Annotated in this window: 13 protein-coding genes; 10 read left to right on the top strand and 3 right to left on the bottom strand. The window is 74.0% G+C overall.

Annotated elements, in window-relative coordinates:
* The first annotated feature begins 1 nt into the window (after position 1).
* The 3 genes from ACF1BN_RS29110 to ACF1BN_RS29100 all read left to right on the top strand — a co-directional run bounded on the left by ACF1BN_RS29110 (position 2) and on the right by ACF1BN_RS29100 (position 2,923).
* Positions 2-916, top strand: a complete 915-nt coding sequence (locus tag ACF1BN_RS29110; RefSeq protein ID WP_392334570.1) for an ADP-ribosylglycohydrolase family protein — start codon at positions 2-4, stop codon at positions 914-916.
* A gap of 566 nt (positions 917-1,482) precedes the next feature.
* A complete protein-coding gene (locus ACF1BN_RS29105; RefSeq protein WP_392334569.1) occupies positions 1,483-2,190 on the top strand; it encodes a ribonuclease HII in 708 nt (235 codons plus the stop codon).
* Between the two features lie 106 nt (positions 2,191-2,296).
* Entirely contained in the window at positions 2,297-2,923 is a 627-nt protein-coding gene (locus tag ACF1BN_RS29100; protein WP_392334568.1) for a hypothetical protein, read from the top strand.
* Positions 2,924-2,975: 52 nt separating this feature from the next.
* On the opposite strand, the gene ACF1BN_RS29095 is transcribed toward ACF1BN_RS29100, so the two are convergent.
* Positions 2,976-3,602: a hypothetical protein gene (locus tag ACF1BN_RS29095; RefSeq protein WP_392334567.1), complete on the bottom strand. Its 627-nt coding sequence runs from the start codon at positions 3,600-3,602 to the stop codon at positions 2,976-2,978.
* 228 nt (positions 3,603-3,830) lie between these two features.
* The gene (locus ACF1BN_RS29090) at positions 3,831-6,014 is read right to left on the bottom strand and encodes a RecQ family ATP-dependent DNA helicase (RefSeq protein ID WP_392334566.1); all 2,184 of its coding nucleotides are present in this window, start codon (positions 6,012-6,014) and stop codon (positions 3,831-3,833) included.
* A 143-nt stretch (positions 6,015-6,157) separates the two neighbouring features.
* Here ACF1BN_RS29090 and ACF1BN_RS29085 point away from each other — a divergent pair, with 143 nt between their 5' ends.
* From ACF1BN_RS29085 to ACF1BN_RS29055, 7 genes are all read left to right on the top strand, one after another.
* Positions 6,158-7,546 carry a DUF4192 domain-containing protein gene (locus ACF1BN_RS29085; protein ID WP_392334565.1) on the top strand — a complete coding sequence of 463 codons (1,389 nt, stop codon included), beginning with the start codon at positions 6,158-6,160 and terminating at the stop codon, positions 7,544-7,546.
* Positions 7,547-7,661: 115 nt separating this feature from the next.
* Positions 7,662-9,719: a glycogen debranching N-terminal domain-containing protein gene (locus ACF1BN_RS29080; protein ID WP_392334564.1), complete on the top strand. Its 2,058-nt coding sequence runs from the start codon at positions 7,662-7,664 to the stop codon at positions 9,717-9,719.
* A gap of 108 nt (positions 9,720-9,827) precedes the next feature.
* Positions 9,828-10,592, top strand: a complete 765-nt coding sequence (locus ACF1BN_RS29075; RefSeq protein WP_392334563.1) for an NUDIX domain-containing protein — start codon at positions 9,828-9,830, stop codon at positions 10,590-10,592.
* 124 nt (positions 10,593-10,716) lie between these two features.
* Positions 10,717-12,462 carry an ATP-binding cassette domain-containing protein gene (locus ACF1BN_RS29070; protein WP_392334562.1) on the top strand — a complete coding sequence of 582 codons (1,746 nt, stop codon included), beginning with the start codon at positions 10,717-10,719 and terminating at the stop codon, positions 12,460-12,462.
* Between the two features lie 160 nt (positions 12,463-12,622).
* Entirely contained in the window at positions 12,623-13,513 is an 891-nt protein-coding gene (locus ACF1BN_RS29065) for a FadR/GntR family transcriptional regulator (protein ID WP_392334561.1), read from the top strand.
* A 378-nt stretch (positions 13,514-13,891) separates the two neighbouring features.
* Positions 13,892-15,445 carry an RNA polymerase sigma factor gene (locus tag ACF1BN_RS29060; RefSeq protein WP_392334560.1) on the top strand — a complete coding sequence of 518 codons (1,554 nt, stop codon included), beginning with the start codon at positions 13,892-13,894 and terminating at the stop codon, positions 15,443-15,445.
* 166 nt (positions 15,446-15,611) lie between these two features.
* The gene (locus ACF1BN_RS29055) at positions 15,612-16,433 is read left to right on the top strand and encodes a serine protease (RefSeq protein WP_392334559.1); all 822 of its coding nucleotides are present in this window, start codon (positions 15,612-15,614) and stop codon (positions 16,431-16,433) included.
* A 128-nt stretch (positions 16,434-16,561) separates the two neighbouring features.
* Here the strand turns inward: ACF1BN_RS29055 and ACF1BN_RS29050 are convergent, their stop codons facing one another.
* Positions 16,562-16,792, bottom strand: coding sequence for a hypothetical protein (locus tag ACF1BN_RS29050; protein ID WP_030495106.1), 231 nt, complete (start codon positions 16,790-16,792; stop codon positions 16,562-16,564).
* Positions 16,793-17,099: the final 307 nt, after the last annotated feature.

Raw genomic sequence — 17,099 nt, 5'->3', positions numbered from 1 at the left:
GATGACCGCTGACTCCTCATTCGACCGGCGCTTCGACCGCGCCCTCGCCAGTCTGCGCGGACTGGCCGTGGGGGACGCACTGGGATCCCAGTTCTTCGTCCCCGCGCACTACCCCCTCCTGAAGCGGCGCGAACTGCCGCCCGGCCCCTGGCAATGGACCGACGACACGGAGATGGCGTGCTCCGTCCTCGCCGTCCTCGCCCGACACGACCGCATCGACCAGGACGCCCTGGCCATGTCCTTCGCCCAACACCATGACTTCGACCGGGGCTACGGCCCCGCCGTCAACCGGATGCTCAGGCTGATCCGCGAGGGCGGCGACTGGCGCGAGCTGTCCGCCGCGCTCTTCAACGGCCAGGGCTCCTGGGGCAACGGCGCCGCCATGCGCATCCCCCCGCTCGGCGCCTGGTACGCGGACGACCCCGAGCAGGCCACCCACCAGGCCGAGATCTCGGCCTACACCACCCACCAGCACCGCGAGGCCGTCGTCGGAGCCATGGCCGTCGCCGCGGCGGCCGCCCTCGCCGCAGCCCCGGCGGGGCCGCCCACCCCCGAGGCGCTGCTCGACGGGGTCATCGCCCTGGTCCCGCGCAGCGCGGTCGGCGCGGGCCTGCGCCGAGCCCGGGACATGCTGGACTACGGCGACGCCGGCACCGTCGCGGCGGTGCTCGGCAGCGGCCGGCGCACCAGTGCCCACGACACCGTCCCGTTCGCCCTCTGGTCGGCGGCCCGTGCCCTGGGCGACTTCGAGGCGACGTTCTGGACGACCGCCCAGGTCGGCGGGGACGTCGACACGACCTGCGCCATCGCCGGCGGTGTGGTGGCCTCCTCGGCCGCGGGCGCGCCGCCGGCCGACTGGCTGGACCGGACCGAGACGCTGCCCGCCTGGGTGCCGCAGGGTTCGCCCACCGGCTGACGCGGCGCTTGCCCGGCCCCGCCGGGGCCGGGCAGCGGCGCTGGGCTGCCGACGTCACCAGGCCGGATTTCCACGTTCCGGCGGGGCTTCCGGTCTCGTCGGCGTCCGTGGCGAGCTGTATGTGCTCTGCCGCTGTGTCCCCGACGCGCAGTCCTCGCACTCCGCAGCGCAGCCCTCACACCCCGGCCCCGGTCCGAGGGTCATTGCTTCACGAGTGCGACGAGCGGGCCACTGAGTGCTCTCCCGGCCTGATCGAGACGGGTGCCCAGAAACCCCCGGCGGGTGCTTCGGGGGCCCGAACAGAGGCGGGGAGGGCGGGAGAACGGCGCGCCTTCGGGCTCCTCGGCGGCCTCGTCTCCGACGTTCCCGATGGGCTCGCCATGTACCGCTCCGGGGTGTGCGGCAGCGAAGGGAGCGTTCCCGATCCGGCGGCTGTCCACGGCCGGATCATGGTTCCGCGGGCCTGCCCGGGAAGCGTCCGAGGCGGCTCGGGCCGCAGGTGAGAACCGCCTGACGGGAATCCGGGTACCGCACGCGGCACCCGGCGGCGTAACCTGTCAGGCGCCATGCCGTACGAACCCCCTACTCACACCGTCGAGCGGTCGCTCCGAGCCACTACCGGCGCCAAGATCGTCGCCGGGGTCGACGAAGTCGGACGCGGGGCATGGGCCGGGCCCGTCACCGTGTGCGCGGCCGTCACCGGCCTGCGCCGTCCCCCCGAGGGACTGACCGACTCCAAGCTGATCACCCCGAAGCGGCGTACCGTGCTCGCCGCCGAGCTGGAGCGCTGGGTCACCGCCTACGCGCTCGGCGAGGCGTCCCCGCAGGAGATCGACGAGCTCGGGATGACCGCGGCCCTGCGCCTCGCGGCCGTCCGGGCCCTCGACGGCCTCCCGGTGCGCCCGGACGCGGTGATCCTCGACGGCAAGCACGACTACCTGGGCAGCCCCTGGCGGGTGCGCACGGTGATCAAGGGCGACCAGTCCTGCGTCGCCGTCGCCGCGGCCTCCGTGATCGCGAAGGTGCGCCGGGACGCGATGATGGCCGAGCTGGAGACCGGCCCCGACTGCGCCGGCTTCGGCTTCGCGGCCAACGCGGGCTACCCTTCGCCCGTCCACAAGGCCGCCCTCGAAGAGCTGGGGCCCACCCCGTACCACCGGCTCTCCTGGTCCTACCTGGACGCCATGCCCCGATGGCGTCATCTCAAGAAGGTCCGCCTCTCCGTCGAGGCGGCCGCTCTGGAGAGCGGGGGCCAACTCGGCTTCGACTTCTGATCTTCCGGCCGCGGGACCTCGTCGACGAGGTCCCGCCGGACCGGGGGCACCCCCGTGTGCCCACCCGACGATGCCGTCCGAAACGGCATTTGATAGACATCCACCCATGCCTCTGACTCCCGAGGAGCCTCAGATTCACGAGAGCGCCCAGGGTCCTAGCGCCACCGCGGCCGCCGGCCGCCCCGCGCCGACCCCCCGTCCCGTACCCGGTCCGCGTTCGGCGGCCTCCCCGCGACCCGGTCATCCGGGCCCCGGTCCGGCCCGTCCCGGCCCGTCGGCCCAGCGGCCCGTTCCCGGCCCGCCCGCGCCCAAGAGCCGTCCGGAGAATCGTTCCGGCGACGGCAGCCCCCAGCTCCAGCTCATCCCGGCCCCCGCCGACGGCGCGCTCGACGCCGCCGAGGAGGCCCTCGACCTGCTCCTGGACAGCGGTCGCGCTCCCGGCGAGGTCCTGGTGCTCACCACCGGCGACCGCCACCCGTGGGCCGCGCACGAGCTGTCCTTCGGCGAAGCCGCCTACTGGGCCCAGCAGGACACCGCCGAGGACGTGTTCTTCGCGGACGCCGCCTCGGTGGACCGTGTCGTCGCCCGTCCCGTGGTGATCGTCGCCGTGAACGGCGGGGACGACGAGGTCGCCACGCGCGCCCTCCCCGTCGCCCTGTCGCGTGCGGGAACCCTGCTCGTGGTCTGCGGCGACTCGCAGTGGGCCGGCGCGCTGCTCGGCGCCGGGGTCTGACAGGTCGCGTCTCCGCCGGACCGGCGACGGCCCGGCGGAGCGGCCGGACTGTTCAGCGCGCCGCTGCCCTGCGCAAGGGCTCGGCCGCCCCGCCCGCCGTCCGCGGCGCGAGGTGGCCGATCTCGATGTTCGGCTCGCCGAGTGCCAGCGGCGTGGAGTCCGAGCTCGGCCGACGGCCGCCCCGGCCCTCGCCGAAGACCTGCCAGCCGGCCTTCGTCAGGGTGATGTAGGCGCCGCACCGCAGGCCGTGCAGCGTGCAGGCGTCGCGGAGCCCCCACATCCAGGCCCCGTCGTCCTCCGTCCAGCGCTCGTCGCCGTCACGGCAGTACACGAGCACCGCGGTCCGGACGGGGGCGCGGCGCCGCAGGTCGTGCGGGACCACACGCCGCAGATGGGCGAGGAGCGCGTTCCGGAACTCCCAGCCGTCGGCGGGGCCGGGGCGACGCGTGAACGAGGCGCTCGCGGTGAGTCGTTCCTCGTGGTCGAGCACCGCCACTACAGCGGTCGTGGGCAGCGGACGATGGCGGGAGTGCAGCCCGCTCACGACCTCACGCGGACTGCGCAGCAAGGGAATTCCGGCCGCGGCCCAGTCGGCGGGCTCCAGCATCCGGGCGAGCCGGCTGGCTGAGGCGGATTTCGAGCCGAGCGAGGCGGTGGACGGAGCGAATCCGAGGGTCACGGTCCTCCCTTCGGATACGCGCCCGCGAGGCGGGCAAAGTCGGGTGAGGGCGCAGCACGGCACAGTCCTTCCGGACCGCTTCGAGCCGTGTGGGGCGGTTCCCCAATTCTGGCGTGGCCCGAGCGGGGGCGGCAACGAGCAATTGAGGCAGCTGACGGTAATCAACCGTTATGCCACTGATATCCCTGCCCAGTTACCCAGTATTCACTCGCCGTTTCCCAGCCAGTCTCAACCCTGGACGGCGAGCACCAACGGAAAGACTCCTTCCGCTCCGGAGCGGCGCAGCAGCCGCGCGGCCACGGACAGGGTCCAGCCCGTGTCGGACAGGTCGTCCACCAGGAGCACGGGACCCCCTGCCGAGGCCACGCGCTCAGCGAGCCCGGGCGGAACCTCCAGGGCCCGGTGCAGCCCGATCACGCGCTGCGCGCTGTTCGTACGGGATAGGTGCGCGTCCGCCGCCTCGGGCACGTACTCCACCGAGCCGAGGAGCGGCATCCGGCCGATCTCGGCGATGCGCGCGCCGAGCGAGCCGACCAGGGCCGGCCGTCGCCGCGAGGCCACGGTGACCACGCCTGCCGGACGGGCCGGGGCGTCGGAGGCGCCGGACGCCCAACCGCCGGGTCCCTTCGCCCAGTCGGCGAGCACCTGCACCACCGCCTGCACCACGTCGTCCGGCACCGGTCCGTCCGGCGCCGCCTCGGCCAGCAGGGGACGCAGCCGGTTGCCCCAGCCGATGTCCGAGAGGCGTCCGAGCGCGCGGCCGGAGAAGGCCTGCTCACCGGCCGGGATCCGGCCCTTCAGATCGACGCCGGCGGCGGCGAGACCGGTCGGCCACATCCGGCGGGGCTCGACCTCCACACCCGGACGGCCCAGCTCGCCACGGGCCGCGTCGAGCGCGGCGTCCGTCACCTTCGGGTCGAACCGCGGGCCCGCGCAGTTGTCGCAGCGACCGCAGGGAGCGGCCTCCTCGTCGTCCAGCCGACGCCGCAGGAACTCCATCCGGCAGCCGGTCGTGGTGGCGTACTCACGCATCGCCTGCTGCTCGGCCGACCGCTGCCGAGCCACCCAGTCGTACCGCTCGGTGTCGTACACCCACGCCTGTCCGGTGCTCTCCCAGCCGCCCTTGACCCGGCGTACGGCCCCGTCCACGTCGAGGACCTTGAGCATCGTCTCCAGCCTCGTCCGGCGGAGCTCGACCAGAGGCTCCAGCGCGGGCAGCGACATCGGCCGGCCCGCACCGGCGAGCACGTCGAGCGTCCGGCGCACCTGCTCCTCCGGCGGGAAGGCCACGGAGGCGAAGTACCGCCAGATCGCCTCGTCCTCCTTGCCCGGCAGCAGCAGCACCTCGGCGTGCTCCACCCCGCGCCCGGCGCGGCCGACCTGCTGGTAGTAGGCGATGGGGGAGGACGGCGAGCCGAGGTGCACGACGAAGCCGAGGTCCGGCTTGTCGAAGCCCATGCCGAGGGCCGAGGTCGCCACCAGTGCCTTCACCCGGTTCGCGAGCAGGTCGTCCTCGGCCTGCTGGCGGTCCGCGTTCTCCGTGCGTCCCGTGTAGGAGGCGACCGCGTGACCGCACTGGCGGAGGTAGGCGGTGACCTCCTCCGCTGCCGCGACGGTCAGGGTGTAGACGATGCCGGAGCCGGGCAGCTCGTGGAGGTGGTCGGCGAGCCAGGCCAGACGGTGGGCCGCGTCGGGCAGCGTGACCACGCCGAGGCTGAGGGACTCCCGGTCCAGCGGGCCGCGCAGGACCAGGGCGTCGGTGCCCGCGCCGGTGCCGAGCTGCTCGGCGACGTCCGCGGTCACCCGGGCGTTGGCCGTGGCGGTGGTGGCGAGCACCGGGACTCCGGCCGGGAGGTCGGCCAGCATGGTCCGCAACCGTCGGTAGTCCGGCCGGAAGTCGTGTCCCCAGTCGGAGATGCAGTGCGCCTCGTCGACCACGAGCAGTCCCGTGGCGGCCGCGAGCCGCGGCAGGACCTGATCGCGGAAGTCCGGATTGTTCAGCCGCTCCGGGGAGACGAGCAGGACGTCGACCTCGCCGGCGGCGACCTCCTCGTGGACGCTCTCCCACTCCTCCGAGTTCGACGAGTTGATCGTGCGCGCCCGGATGCCCGCGCGCGCCGCCGCGTCCACCTGGTTGCGCATGAGCGCGAGCAGCGGCGACACGATCACCGTGGGACCGCTGCCGCGCTCGCGGAGCAGGGAGGTCGCCACGAAGTACACGGCGGACTTGCCCCAGCCGGTCCGCTGGACCACCAGCGCCCGGCGGTGGTCGGCGACCAGGGCCTCGATGGCGCGCCACTGGTCCTCGCGCAGCCTCGCCGTGCCGGTCGGATCGCCGACGAGTCGGGCGAGTACGGCGTCGGCCGTGGCGCGGAGCGCGGCTCGGTCTTCCGGGAGGTCTGCGTGGGTCATGCGTCCCATGCAACCCGATGCCTCGGACATTCGGCGAACCGGACGGCGATCTGTGGACAGTGCAAATCAGGTCATCACACTGCATTTGATGAAGTTATCCACAGGGGTTGTAGGAAATCGGAGATCACGAGAACGTCCTCGTCATGAACGCGAATCACCACGAGACCAGCGCATCCACCCACGGCCGGCAGATCACCCTGCGCAGCCCGTCCGAGCTCGCCGACGCCCTGCCGTTCGTGCTCGGCTTCCACCCGACCGACTCGGTCGTCCTCGTCGCCCTGCACGGAGCCAACGGACGCTTCGGCGGCCGGATCAGGGTCGGGATTCCCCGCGCGCCCGGGGAATGGGACTCCACCGCGGACCACCTCGCCGAATGCCTCGTCGAGACGTCCGCCCGGCACAGCGCGCCACCCGACGGCATCGTCGGCTTCCTCTGCCAGGACCCCCGCCCGGGCGAGACCGCCGCCCAGGTCCACGAGCGGCTGCGCCCCTTCGCCCAGCGGCTCAGGACGGCCTGCGGCGCCCTCGACATCCCCGTCTACGAGGTGCTGTGCATCTCCGACGGCCGCCACTTCTCGTACTGCTGCCCCGACGAACGGTGCTGCCCGCCCGAGGGCACCCCGCTCGCCCTCAGCGGCACCTCGGTGATGGCCGCGGCGGCGGCCTACGCCGGGATCCAGGTGCGGGGCTCGCTCCGAGACCTCGAAGCCGGCTTCAAGCCCACCGGAGCGCCCGGCGACGCGGAGCAGCGCTCCGCCCTCGACGCGGCCGCGGCCGCGATCGTCCCCCGAGTCGTGGAGGGCGCGGAGGAGCGGGGCCGGGCGCTGGTGCGCGAGACCACCCTGGCCCTCGCGGGCCGGCTCCTGGGCAGGTTCGCCGAGCCGCCGCGCCGGACCGGGGCGGACGGAGCCCGCCTGGGCCGTGCCGTGCTCGACGCCGACGACGACGCCCGGGTCGAGCCCGCCGAGGCGGCGGCCGTGATTTTGGGCCTCCAGGACCGCCTCACCCGCGACCGCCTCGCCGAATGGATGGAGGGAGGCGAAGGCGCCGCCGCCGCAAGGCTCTGGCGCGTCCTCGCCCGGCGCTGCGTCGCCCCCTACGAGGAGTACGCCGCCGCCCCGCTGTCCCTGGCCGGTTGGGCCGCCTGGTCCACCGGCGACGAACCGACCGCCCGCGTCGCCCTCAACCTCGCCCTCCGGGCGGATCCCGAGTACGTCTTCGCCCGGTTGCTCCACCAGGCGTGCAACGAGGGTCTGGATCCCGAAGCGCTGCGGTCCTGCCTGCGCGGGGAGCGCGAGAACCGGGAGGCGGCCGAGCGCACCACGGCCCTGCACACCCGCAGTACCCGGACGCGGACCCGCACCCGGGCCGCCCGTCACGGCGGACCGCGACCGGCTCTCCCGAGGACGGGGCCCGCCACCCTCCGGGGCCGCGGAGCTCCGGGCGCGCGGCCCGCAGGACGGGCCTCCACCCGGCCCGGCGGCTCCGCTCCGCGGCCCGGCGGCCGACGAGGGACGAGGAGCGGCCGATGACGACCGTGACCCCGCGCACCGCCCGACCGTTCACCTCTGTGGCGGAGCCGGGCGAGCCGTGCCGCCGACGTCCTGCCGGCCGTCCGGATCGCACAGAGAGCACGCCATACCCCTCATGGTCCTCAGCCCTGTCCCGGCCCCCGGACACCCGACGGAACAGCCCACCAGGCAACCCCTCCCGGGAGGGAGCGCCCCCGCCGCCCCCGGAGCCCGCCCCGGGGAACTCCCCCCGGTCCACGACGCCCTCCTGTGCGTGGCCCTGCCCGCCTTCGCCGTCTCTCCCCGGCACGGCCAGCTCACCGGGCACGGACCCGAAGGCGTGTACGCGTCGGGACGCCGCCTCCTCTCCCGCAGCGTGCTGCGGATCGCCGGGCGCGAGCCCGTCCCCCTCCAGGGGCGGCTCGCCGCCGCCGACCGGGCCGTGTTCGTCGGCGCCCTCCGCGCCCCCGGGGACACCGGACCCGATCCGGGCGTCACCGTCGAGCGCTCCCGCGGCGCCGACGGCACCGAGCGGATCACCCTCCGCAGCGCCGTCCCCCGCCCGGTCCGCCTCCCGGTGGAAATCGTGCTGGGCACGGATCTCGCGGAGCTGGGCGCGATCGCGTCCGGCCGGGCCCGCCCCGACCTCCGGGCCAGCGTCCACGGCACCGGCCTCCGCTGGACCGCCCCCGACGGACGGTCCGTCGCCGTCACCGCCGACCCGGCGCCCATGGACGCCCTGGCGGCGGCCGGGGTCCTCCGCTGGGAGGCCGACCTCGCCCCCGGCGCCGCCCTCACCCTCCACCTCCGCGTCCACGCCGGAGGCGCTCCCGGCGCCACCCCGTCCGGCGGGACCGGCCGCCCCGGCGGGCACCTGCTCCCCGACGCCCAGGCGGAGGGCGACGACCCCCGGCCGGGGGCTCTGCTCCGCGCCTCCGTCGAGGACCTCCGAGCCCTTCTCCAGCGCGATTCCGCGCACCCCGCCGACGTCCATCTCGCGGCCGGCGTCCCGTGGCGCTGCGGCCCCGTCACCGCGGAGGCCCTCTGGGCGGCCCGCATGGCCCTGCCGCTCGGCACCCGCCTCGCCGTCACCACGCTCCGCGCCCTCGGACACAACCAGCTCACCACCGGGACCGAGGCCGGACGCCTTCCCGGCCCGCTGCGGGACGCCGGTCCGCACCTCCCGCCCCGCTGCACCGGAGTCGAGGCCACCCTCGCCTACCCCGTCGTCCTCGCCGAGGCCCGGCGCTGGGGTCTCCCCGCGGCCGACCTCGACGAGCTCCTTCCGGTGGCGGAGCGCTGCCTCGGCTGGCTGCGCCGCGGCCTCGACCAGGACGGACTGCTGCCGGACCCGGCGCCCGGCGGCCCCTGGCGGGCCGAGACCCAGGCCCACGCCCACCGGGCCGCCCTGCTCGGGGCCGACCTCCTCGACGCCTGCGGGCGGCCCGGCGGCGCGGACCTCAGGGCCGCGGCCCGCACCCTGCGCGAGCGCTTCCGGAGCACCTTCTGGCTCGACGACCCGTCCGGCGGCCGGCCCGCCGCCGCCCGGGCCGCGGGAGGACGCTCCTGGTCCCAGCTCGGCGGGTGGGCCGCTCACCTCCTCGACACCGGGCTCCTCGACGGCGGCGGGTACGCCCCCGGGCTCCTCGACCGGGCGGAGACCGAACAGGTCGCGCGACTGCTCGGCACCCCGGCGCTCGACTCCGGCTGGGGACTGCGCGGCCTCGGCGCCAAGGAACCCGGACACAACCCGTTCGGCCACCGGGCCGGTGCCGTCCGCGTCCACGAGACGGCCGTCGCCGTCGCCGGACTCGCGGCCGCCGGATACGAGAAGGAGGCGGCGGGCCTGCTGCGGGGCCTCCTGGACGCCGCCGAGCACTTCGACCACCGGCTCCCCGAGATGTACGCGGGCGAGCAGCGCACCGCGGGCGCGCGCCCCTTGCCGCACCCGGCAGCCTGCCGGCCCGCCGCCGTCGCGGCCGCCGGAGCGGTCCACGCGCTCGCCGCCCTGGCGGGGATCCGCCCCGACGCCCCGGGCCGGAGCGTGGCCGTCCAACCGATGCCCTCCGCACCGCTGGGGGCGATCCGGTTCTCGGGATTCGTGGTCGCCGGCGAACCCTTCGCCGTGCGGGTGAGCCGCCTCGGACTCGGTATGGTCGAGGAGGCCGCCGAGGGTCTGCAGTTGGGGGTATGACGGATGCCGGGCACGGAGACGACGAAGTCCTCGCGACCGGGGGAGGAAGCGCAGGACGGCGAGCACGCGGGTCGTGCTTATCGTCAGGGAGACGACTATGATCGCCCCATGCCTCGCTACGACCCGTCGGCCTTCCCGCCCTTCGCTGTCACCGTCGACCTGGTCGTCCTCACCGTGCGGAGTCACGCGCTGTGCACCCTGGTCGTCCGCAGGGGAGAAGCGCCCTTCCAGGGCCGGTGGGCGCTGCCCGGAGGCTTCGTCCGCGCCGACGAGGACCTCGGCGCGGCCGCCGCCCGCGAGCTGGCCGAGGAGACCGGGCTGCGCGCCCACGACCCCTCGGCGCCCCCGCCGGTGCCGGACAACGGCGCGCACCTGGAGCAGCTGGCCACGTACGGAGCGCCCGAGCGGGACCCGCGGATGCGAGTGGTGAGCGTCGCGCACCTCGCGCTCGCCCCCGACCTGCCCGCGCCCCGGCCGGGCGGCGACGCCAACAGCGCGCGCTGGGCACCCGTGGAGGAACTCCTCGACCAGGCCCGCGCGGCCGGGAGCGACTCCCCGGACGCGCTCGCCTTCGACCACGCCCAGATCCTCTCCGACGGGGTGGAGCGGGCCCGCTCCAAGATCGAGTACTCCTCGCTCGCCACCGCGTTCTGTCCGCCCGAGTTCACCGTCGGCGAGCTCCGCAGGGTCTACGAAGCCGTCTGGGGCGTCTCCCTCGATCCGCGCAACTTCCACCGCAAGGTCACCGGCACGCCCGGCTTCCTCGTGCCGACCGGCGGGACAACCACGCGTCAGGGAGGCCGTCCCGCCCAGCTGTTCAGGGCCGGCGGCGCCACCCTGCTCAACCCGCCGATGCTGCGTCCCGAGGTCTGACGAGCCCGTCGATCCGCCGCCCCCGGGGCGGCAACCCTGCGGCGAAAGTCCGAAATCTGGCGTTATCTTGCTGCGGTAGCGCCGCCCTGTCCGCGGAGCGGTGACACCTACCGCGAGAGAAGCGATGCTCCAGGCCATCGGACTGACCAGCACCCCCCGCCGCGATCGCCCGCCCGCCGTGGACGATCTGACCTTCGAAGCCCCGCCGGGGGCCGTGACCGCCCTCGTCGGCGCACCGGGATCCGGCAAGACCACCGCCCTGCGCCTCCTGCTCGAACTCGACCCGGGGCGCGGACTCGCCTACTTCCGCGGACGGACGCTGCGCCGGATCGCGCAGCCCGCGCGTGAGATCGGCGTGGTCCTCGGCGACGTGCCCGGGCATCCCTCCCGCACCGTGCGCGGACAGCTGCGGATGCTCGCCGCGGGCACGGGAGTTCCGGTCGCCCGGGCCGACGAGGTGATCAGCGCCGTGGGGCTCACCGGCCTGGAGGGGCGGCGGATCGGCACCCTGCCGCGCGGGGCCGACCGCCGACTCGCCCTGGCCGCAGCCCTGTTGGGGACGCCGCACACGCTGATCCTGGACGACCCGGGGGCGGGTCTGTCCCCCGGGGAGCAGGCCCGGCTCCACGAGCTGCTGCGCGCGCACGCGGAGGCCGGCGGCACGGTCCTGTACACCACCAGGGACCCCAAGGACGCGGCCCGCAACGCGGACCGCGTCGTCACCCTCGACGCCGGCCGCCTGGTCGCCGCCCAAGGCGTCGGCGACTTCGCGCGCACCCGGCTGCGGCCGAGGGTCGCCGTCCGCACCCCGCACGCCGCCCGGCTCGCCGCCGCCGTGGCCCAGGAGGCCAGGGCGGCACGCCGTCCGGTCGAGGTCGTCACGGAGGACGGCACCCTCCTCCTGGTGTACGGCGGCGACTGTGCCCAGGTGGGGGACACCGCCTTCCGGCACGGTGTCCCCGTGCACCGGCTCGTGGAGGAGACCGGCGACACGGGCCCCGTCCCCGCCCGGCCGGAGGAGGCGGGGGAGGAGGGGGCGTACGGCGGGCCGGGAACGGCCGCGGGCCCCGACCGGGCCGCGAGGGCGCGCCGGCCGATCCGCTCACCCCTGCGGCCGCTGCGGTACGAGCTGCGCCGGATCTCGGGCGTACCGTCCACGGGGCTGGTGGCGGCGGCCGTCCTCGCGGTGTCGGCCGTGCTCGCCGTGCTGCTCGGGCGGGGCGGGGGCACCCCGCTCCCGGCGGTCCTGGCGGCCTGGCCCGACCTGCTGCCGTTGCCGCCGGCCGCGCTCGGTGCCGGTCTGCTCGGAGCCCTCGCCTTCGGCGAGGAGTACCGCTATCCCGCGCTCGCGGCGGGACGCGGGGCCGTACCCCGACGGCTCGCGCTGCTGCTCGCCAAACTCGCCGTCGCGGCGGCCCTGGCGCTGCTCCTGGGCGCGCTGGTGGCGGCGGTCGATCTGGCCGCCCTCCGCCTCCTCTACGGCGCCGAGTTGATCTCCGTACCGGACAACTGGGCTGCCATGAGTGCGAGTTGGCTGGCGCTCGCGGTCGGCTGCGCGTGGGCGGGGGTGCTGGGAGCCGGCGTGTTCCGCGCGGCGGCGGCCGGAGTGGCCGCGGTCCTCTTCGTCCCGGTCGCCCTCGTCCCGCTGCTGGGCCAGGTGATGAGCGGTCCCGCCGTCCGGTCCGTCGCCGGACTCCCGGCGCGCCTGGGCGAGTTCGCGGGACCGCGCTGGGCGCCCTCGCTCGACCGGTGGTTCGAGGGGGTCCTGGTGGTCGTGGCGCAGCCCGCCGGTGTGGCTCTCGCGCTCACGTTGACGGTTTTGCTCTGCGCCTATCTGCTCACCGGCGTTCGTCGGCAGGCCCGTTGGTGACCGCTCCCGGATCGGTCTCTTCCGCTTGGGTCGCAACTCCCTTGGAGAATGCCGGTTATGTCCGAATAATCGTCAATTGTGTAGGGGGTGCCGATCACCCTTTCGTGTGCTTTTCACCAAAGACCTCAAGGGTCACGGAGGGCACGCCGACAAAGGATGCGTGAGTACCCTTGCGCACACGATGATGACCGCCGCCCGCTCCGTCGACTCCGGCCTCGGCGCCCCGGGCGATCTCGACCGCTACCCCTACGCGGAGGCCCCTGTCGCCGACCGCGTGAGCCCGCCCGCCTGGGAGGGCGTGGAGACGGACCTCGGCCGGGTCGGCCGCCGCACCGCCGGCAGCCGCGGCCGCGGCCTGCACGGCCAGCTCGTCCAGCAGCTCGGCCAGATGATCGTCTCCGGCGACCTCGGCGCGGACCGCCCCCTCGTCCCCGAGGAGATCGGCCAGCGCTTCGAGGTCTCGCGCACCGTGGTGCGCGAGTCGCTCCGCGTCCTGGAGGCCAAGGGCCTCGTCAGTGCCCGGCCCAACGTCGGCACCCGGGTCCGCCCGGTCAGCGACTGGAACCTGCTCGACCCCGACATCATCGAGTGGCGAGCCTTCGGTCCGCAGCGCGACGACCAGCGCCGCGAGCTCAACGAGCTGCGCTGGACCATCGAGCCGCTGGCGGCCCGTCTCGCCGCCGGTCACGGACGCGAGGACGTGCAGCAGCGCCTCTCCGACATGGTCGAGATCATGGGGCACGCGTACGCGCAGGGTGACGGCATCACCTTCTCCCGGGCCGACACCGAGTTCCACTCCCTGCTCATCCAGCTCGCCGGCAACCGCATGCTGGAGCACCTCTCCGGCATCGTCGGCGCCGCCCTCCAGGTCTCCGGCGGGCTGGTCACCGGCTGCGACCGGCCCGGAGAGAGCTGCCTGGCCCACCACGCCCGGATCGTCGACGCCCTCGCCGCGGGGGACGCCCTCGGGGCCGAGACCGCCATGCGCCAACTGCTCACGGTCCACCCCGAGGTGGAGCCCCGCGTGGTCCCCGCCCCCCGAGAGCACTGATCCGCGGGCCGTGGCCGGCAGCACACGGGCGCGTACGCAGGGAGAGCCGCCGGATCCGAGCGCGGTCCGGGGAGCCCGGCAGGGTTCCCCGGACGCGCCAGGGTGTCGGCGGCGCCGAATGTACGCTTGACACCACTACGTCTGGTTCGTCGCGAATGCGGTGTGACTCGGGACACGAAGATTGGGCGTAACACTCCTCCGAGCCGTGCGATGACCTAAGAGGTGACAGCCGAGGAAGGAATACAGCAGCCGGTGCAGGCGCTGTGCAGTTCCCCGGTCCAGCCCGCGCCGTCGGCACATTCCCCGTCGACGGTCGTCGGCTCCGGCCCGATCCCGGGCGGGGCCGGAAGCCGTTTCCATCGTTCCGAGAGGTTGTTCGTGTCGGCCAGCACATCCCGTACGCTCCCGCCGGAGATCGCCGAGTCCGAGTCTGTGATGGCGCTCATCGAGCGGGGAAAGGCTGATGGGCAGATCGCCGGCGATGACGTGCGTCGGGCCTTCGAGGCTGACCAGATTCCGCCAACCCAGTGGAAGAATGTTCTGCGCAGCCTCAATCAGATCCTCGAGGAAGAGGGTGTGACGCTGATGGTCAGTGCAGCGGAGTCGCCGAAGCGCGCCCGCAAGAGCGCAGCAGCGAAGAGCCCCGCCAAGCGCACCGCCGCCAAGACCACCGTCACCGCCAGGGCGGCGACGGTGACGAGGACCACCGTCGCGACCGGCTCCACGGCCTCCGCGGCCGAGAGCGCGGACCCGGCCGACGAGGCCGCGTCGCCCGCGAAGAAGGCGGCGGCCAAGAAGACCGCCGTCAAGAAGACCGCGGCCAAGAAGACCGTCGCCAAGAAGACGGCGGCCAAGAAGACCGCGTCCAAGAAGTCCGACGACGAGCTCGCCGAGGGCGAGGAGCTGCTCGAGGACGTCGCGCCGGGCAAGGACGAGGAGGAGACCGAGGGCGAGACCAAGGGCTTCGTGCTGTCCGACGAGGACGAGGACGACGCTCCCGCCCAGCAGGTCGCCGTCGCCGGCGCCACCGCCGACCCGGTCAAGGACTACCTGAAGCAGATCGGCAAGGTCCCCCTGCTCAACGCCGAGCAGGAGGTCGAGCTCGCCAAGCGCATCGAGGCCGGTCTCTTCGCCGAGGACAAGCTCGCCAACTCGGACAAGATCGCCCCCAAGCTCAAGCGCGAGCTGGAGATCATCGCCGAGGACGGCCGCCGCGCCAAGAACCACCTCCTGGAGGCCAACCTCCGTCTGGTGGTCTCGCTGGCCAAGCGCTACACCGGCCGCGGCATGCTCTTCCTGGACCTGATCCAGGAGGGCAACCTGGGTCTGATCCGCGCGGTCGAGAAGTTCGACTACACCAAGGGCTACAAGTTCTCCACGTACGCCACCTGGTGGATCCGTCAGGCGATCACCCGCGCCATGGCCGACCAGGCCCGCACCATCCGCATCCCGGTGCACATGGTCGAGGTCATCAACAAGCTCGCGCGCGTCCAGCGCCAGATGCTCCAGGACCTGGGCCGTGAGCCCACCCCGGAGGAGCTGGCCAAGGAGCTCGACATGACCCCCGAGAAGGTCATCGAGGTCCAGAAGTACGGCCGCGAGCCGATCTCCCTCCACACCCCCCTGGGTGAGGACGGCGACAGCGAGTTCGGTGACCTCATCGAGGACTCCGAGGCGGTCGTGCCGGCCGACGCGGTCAGCTTCACGCTCCTCCAGGAGCAGCTGCACTCCGTCCTCGACACGCTCTCCGAGCGTGAGGCGGGCGTGGTCTCCATGCGCTTCGGCCTCACCGACGGTCAGCCGAAGACCCTCGACGAGATCGGCAAGGTCTACGGCGTGACCCGTGAGCGGATCCGCCAGATCGAGTCGAAGACGATGTCGAAGCTGCGCCACCCGTCGCGCTCGCAGGTCCTGCGCGACTACCTCGACTGATCCTCGGATCCGTCCGGTCCGTCTGATCACCACGACGTACACGGCCGTGGACGAAGGGCCCGGTTCCCCGCTCGGGGGCCGGGCCCTTCGGCTGTTCGCGGGTGCAGGCGAGCCGTCCTTGACGGACGCTGGGTGAACGGATATCAGCGGAGAGTCAGGAGGCTCCATGCGTGGTCCCCTCACCCGAGCGTTGACGGGTGCCCTCGGTCTGATCGCGGCGGTGGCCGGACAGGTGGCCGGCGCCGCCCCGGCCGCCGCGGACAGGGTCGTGGTGGGCGGCAGCCCGGCCGCGATCGCCGACGCCCCCTGGGCGGTGGCGCTGTCCAGCCGTGACCGGTTCGGAGGTACGCGTGCGGGCCAGTTCTGCGGCGGAGTCGTCGTGGCGCCCACCAAGGTCCTCACCGCGGCGCACTGCCTGGGCCGCGAGGTCCTCGGCGGCGCCCCCTGGCAGCTGCGGGACTTCTCGGTGATCGCGGGGCGGGCCGAGCTGCTCGGGCAGGGCGGACAGGAGGTGCGGGTCGCGAGCACCTGGGTGAACCCCTACTACGACCCGTCGACCAACTCGGGAGACCTCGCGGTGCTCACCCTCGCCGAGGCCCTGCCCCCGTCCTACGTGATCAGGACGCCGGCGCCGGGGGACGAGGCGGAGAGCCCGGGCACGCCGGCCCAGGTGTACGGCTGGGGCGACACCACCGGGAACGGCGGCTACGCCTCCTCGCTCCGCTCGGCGCCCGTGCAGGTGCTGCCGGACGCGGCCTGCGAGCGGGCGTACCCGGGCGGCTTCGGGGGCGTCTCGTACCGCCGGACGACCATGCTGTGCGCCGGTGACCCCGCGGGCGGCCGGGACGCCTGCCAGGGCGACAGCGGCGGCCCGCTGGTGGCGCGGGGCGTGCTGGTGGGCCTGGTGTCCTGGGGCAGCGGCTGCGGGCAGGCCGAGAACCCCGGGGTCTACACGCGGGTGTCCGCGGTCCTGCCCGAGCGCTTCTGAAGGGCCGCGGGGCCCCTTCCCGGGGCCCCGCAGGCACGAGAACGGGCGGTCATCCCCTGGTCGAGGGGATGACCGCCCGTCGTCCGGCCGTCAGCGACCGGCCCTGAGCTCGTCGTGGTGGCGCGGCGTCAGTGCTCGTCGCCCACAGTGCGGGCCGGCACGTCGGTCAGCCGGTCCGTCTCATCCTGTATCTCAACGGCGATCTTCTTGAGTTCCGGCTCGAACTTGCGACCGTGGTGGGCGCAGAAGAGCAAGTCACCTCCGCTGGCCAGGACGACACGCAGGTAAGCCTGGGCGCCGCAGCGGTCGCAGCGGTCAGCGGCCGTCAGGGGGCTCGCGGGGGTCAGAACAGTAGTCACGTCGCCTCTTCTCTAGCTCGACGAGCTGTCGTACCAGGGTCAACATCCAACCAGGCCGGAAACGTTCCCGCTCGTGGCTTTTCCTTGAAACTTTTTCCCAAGGTGGCTGTCTGCTGCCGGTTGGCGGCGAATGAGCCGTATTGCGTCGCTCTACGGGTTTCGCATTGCTGTGGTGTGTGTCGGTCGTCCTCCCGGCGGGGTTGCCGGTTGTTCATGAGGACGTGCCCGGAGCCTAGATGGTTCATGCCTGGAAGGGAACGTGATGTTCGCGTCACCCCTTCGAGGGATCGAACATCCATACGAGTCT

Origin of the sequence: Streptomyces sp. NPDC014861 (assembly GCF_043081625.1) — a bacterium.
Taxonomy (GTDB): Bacteria; Actinomycetota; Actinomycetes; order Streptomycetales; family Streptomycetaceae; genus Streptomyces.
Note: the sequence above shows the minus strand (reverse complement) of the source record. Positions and strands in the feature narration are given on the sequence as shown.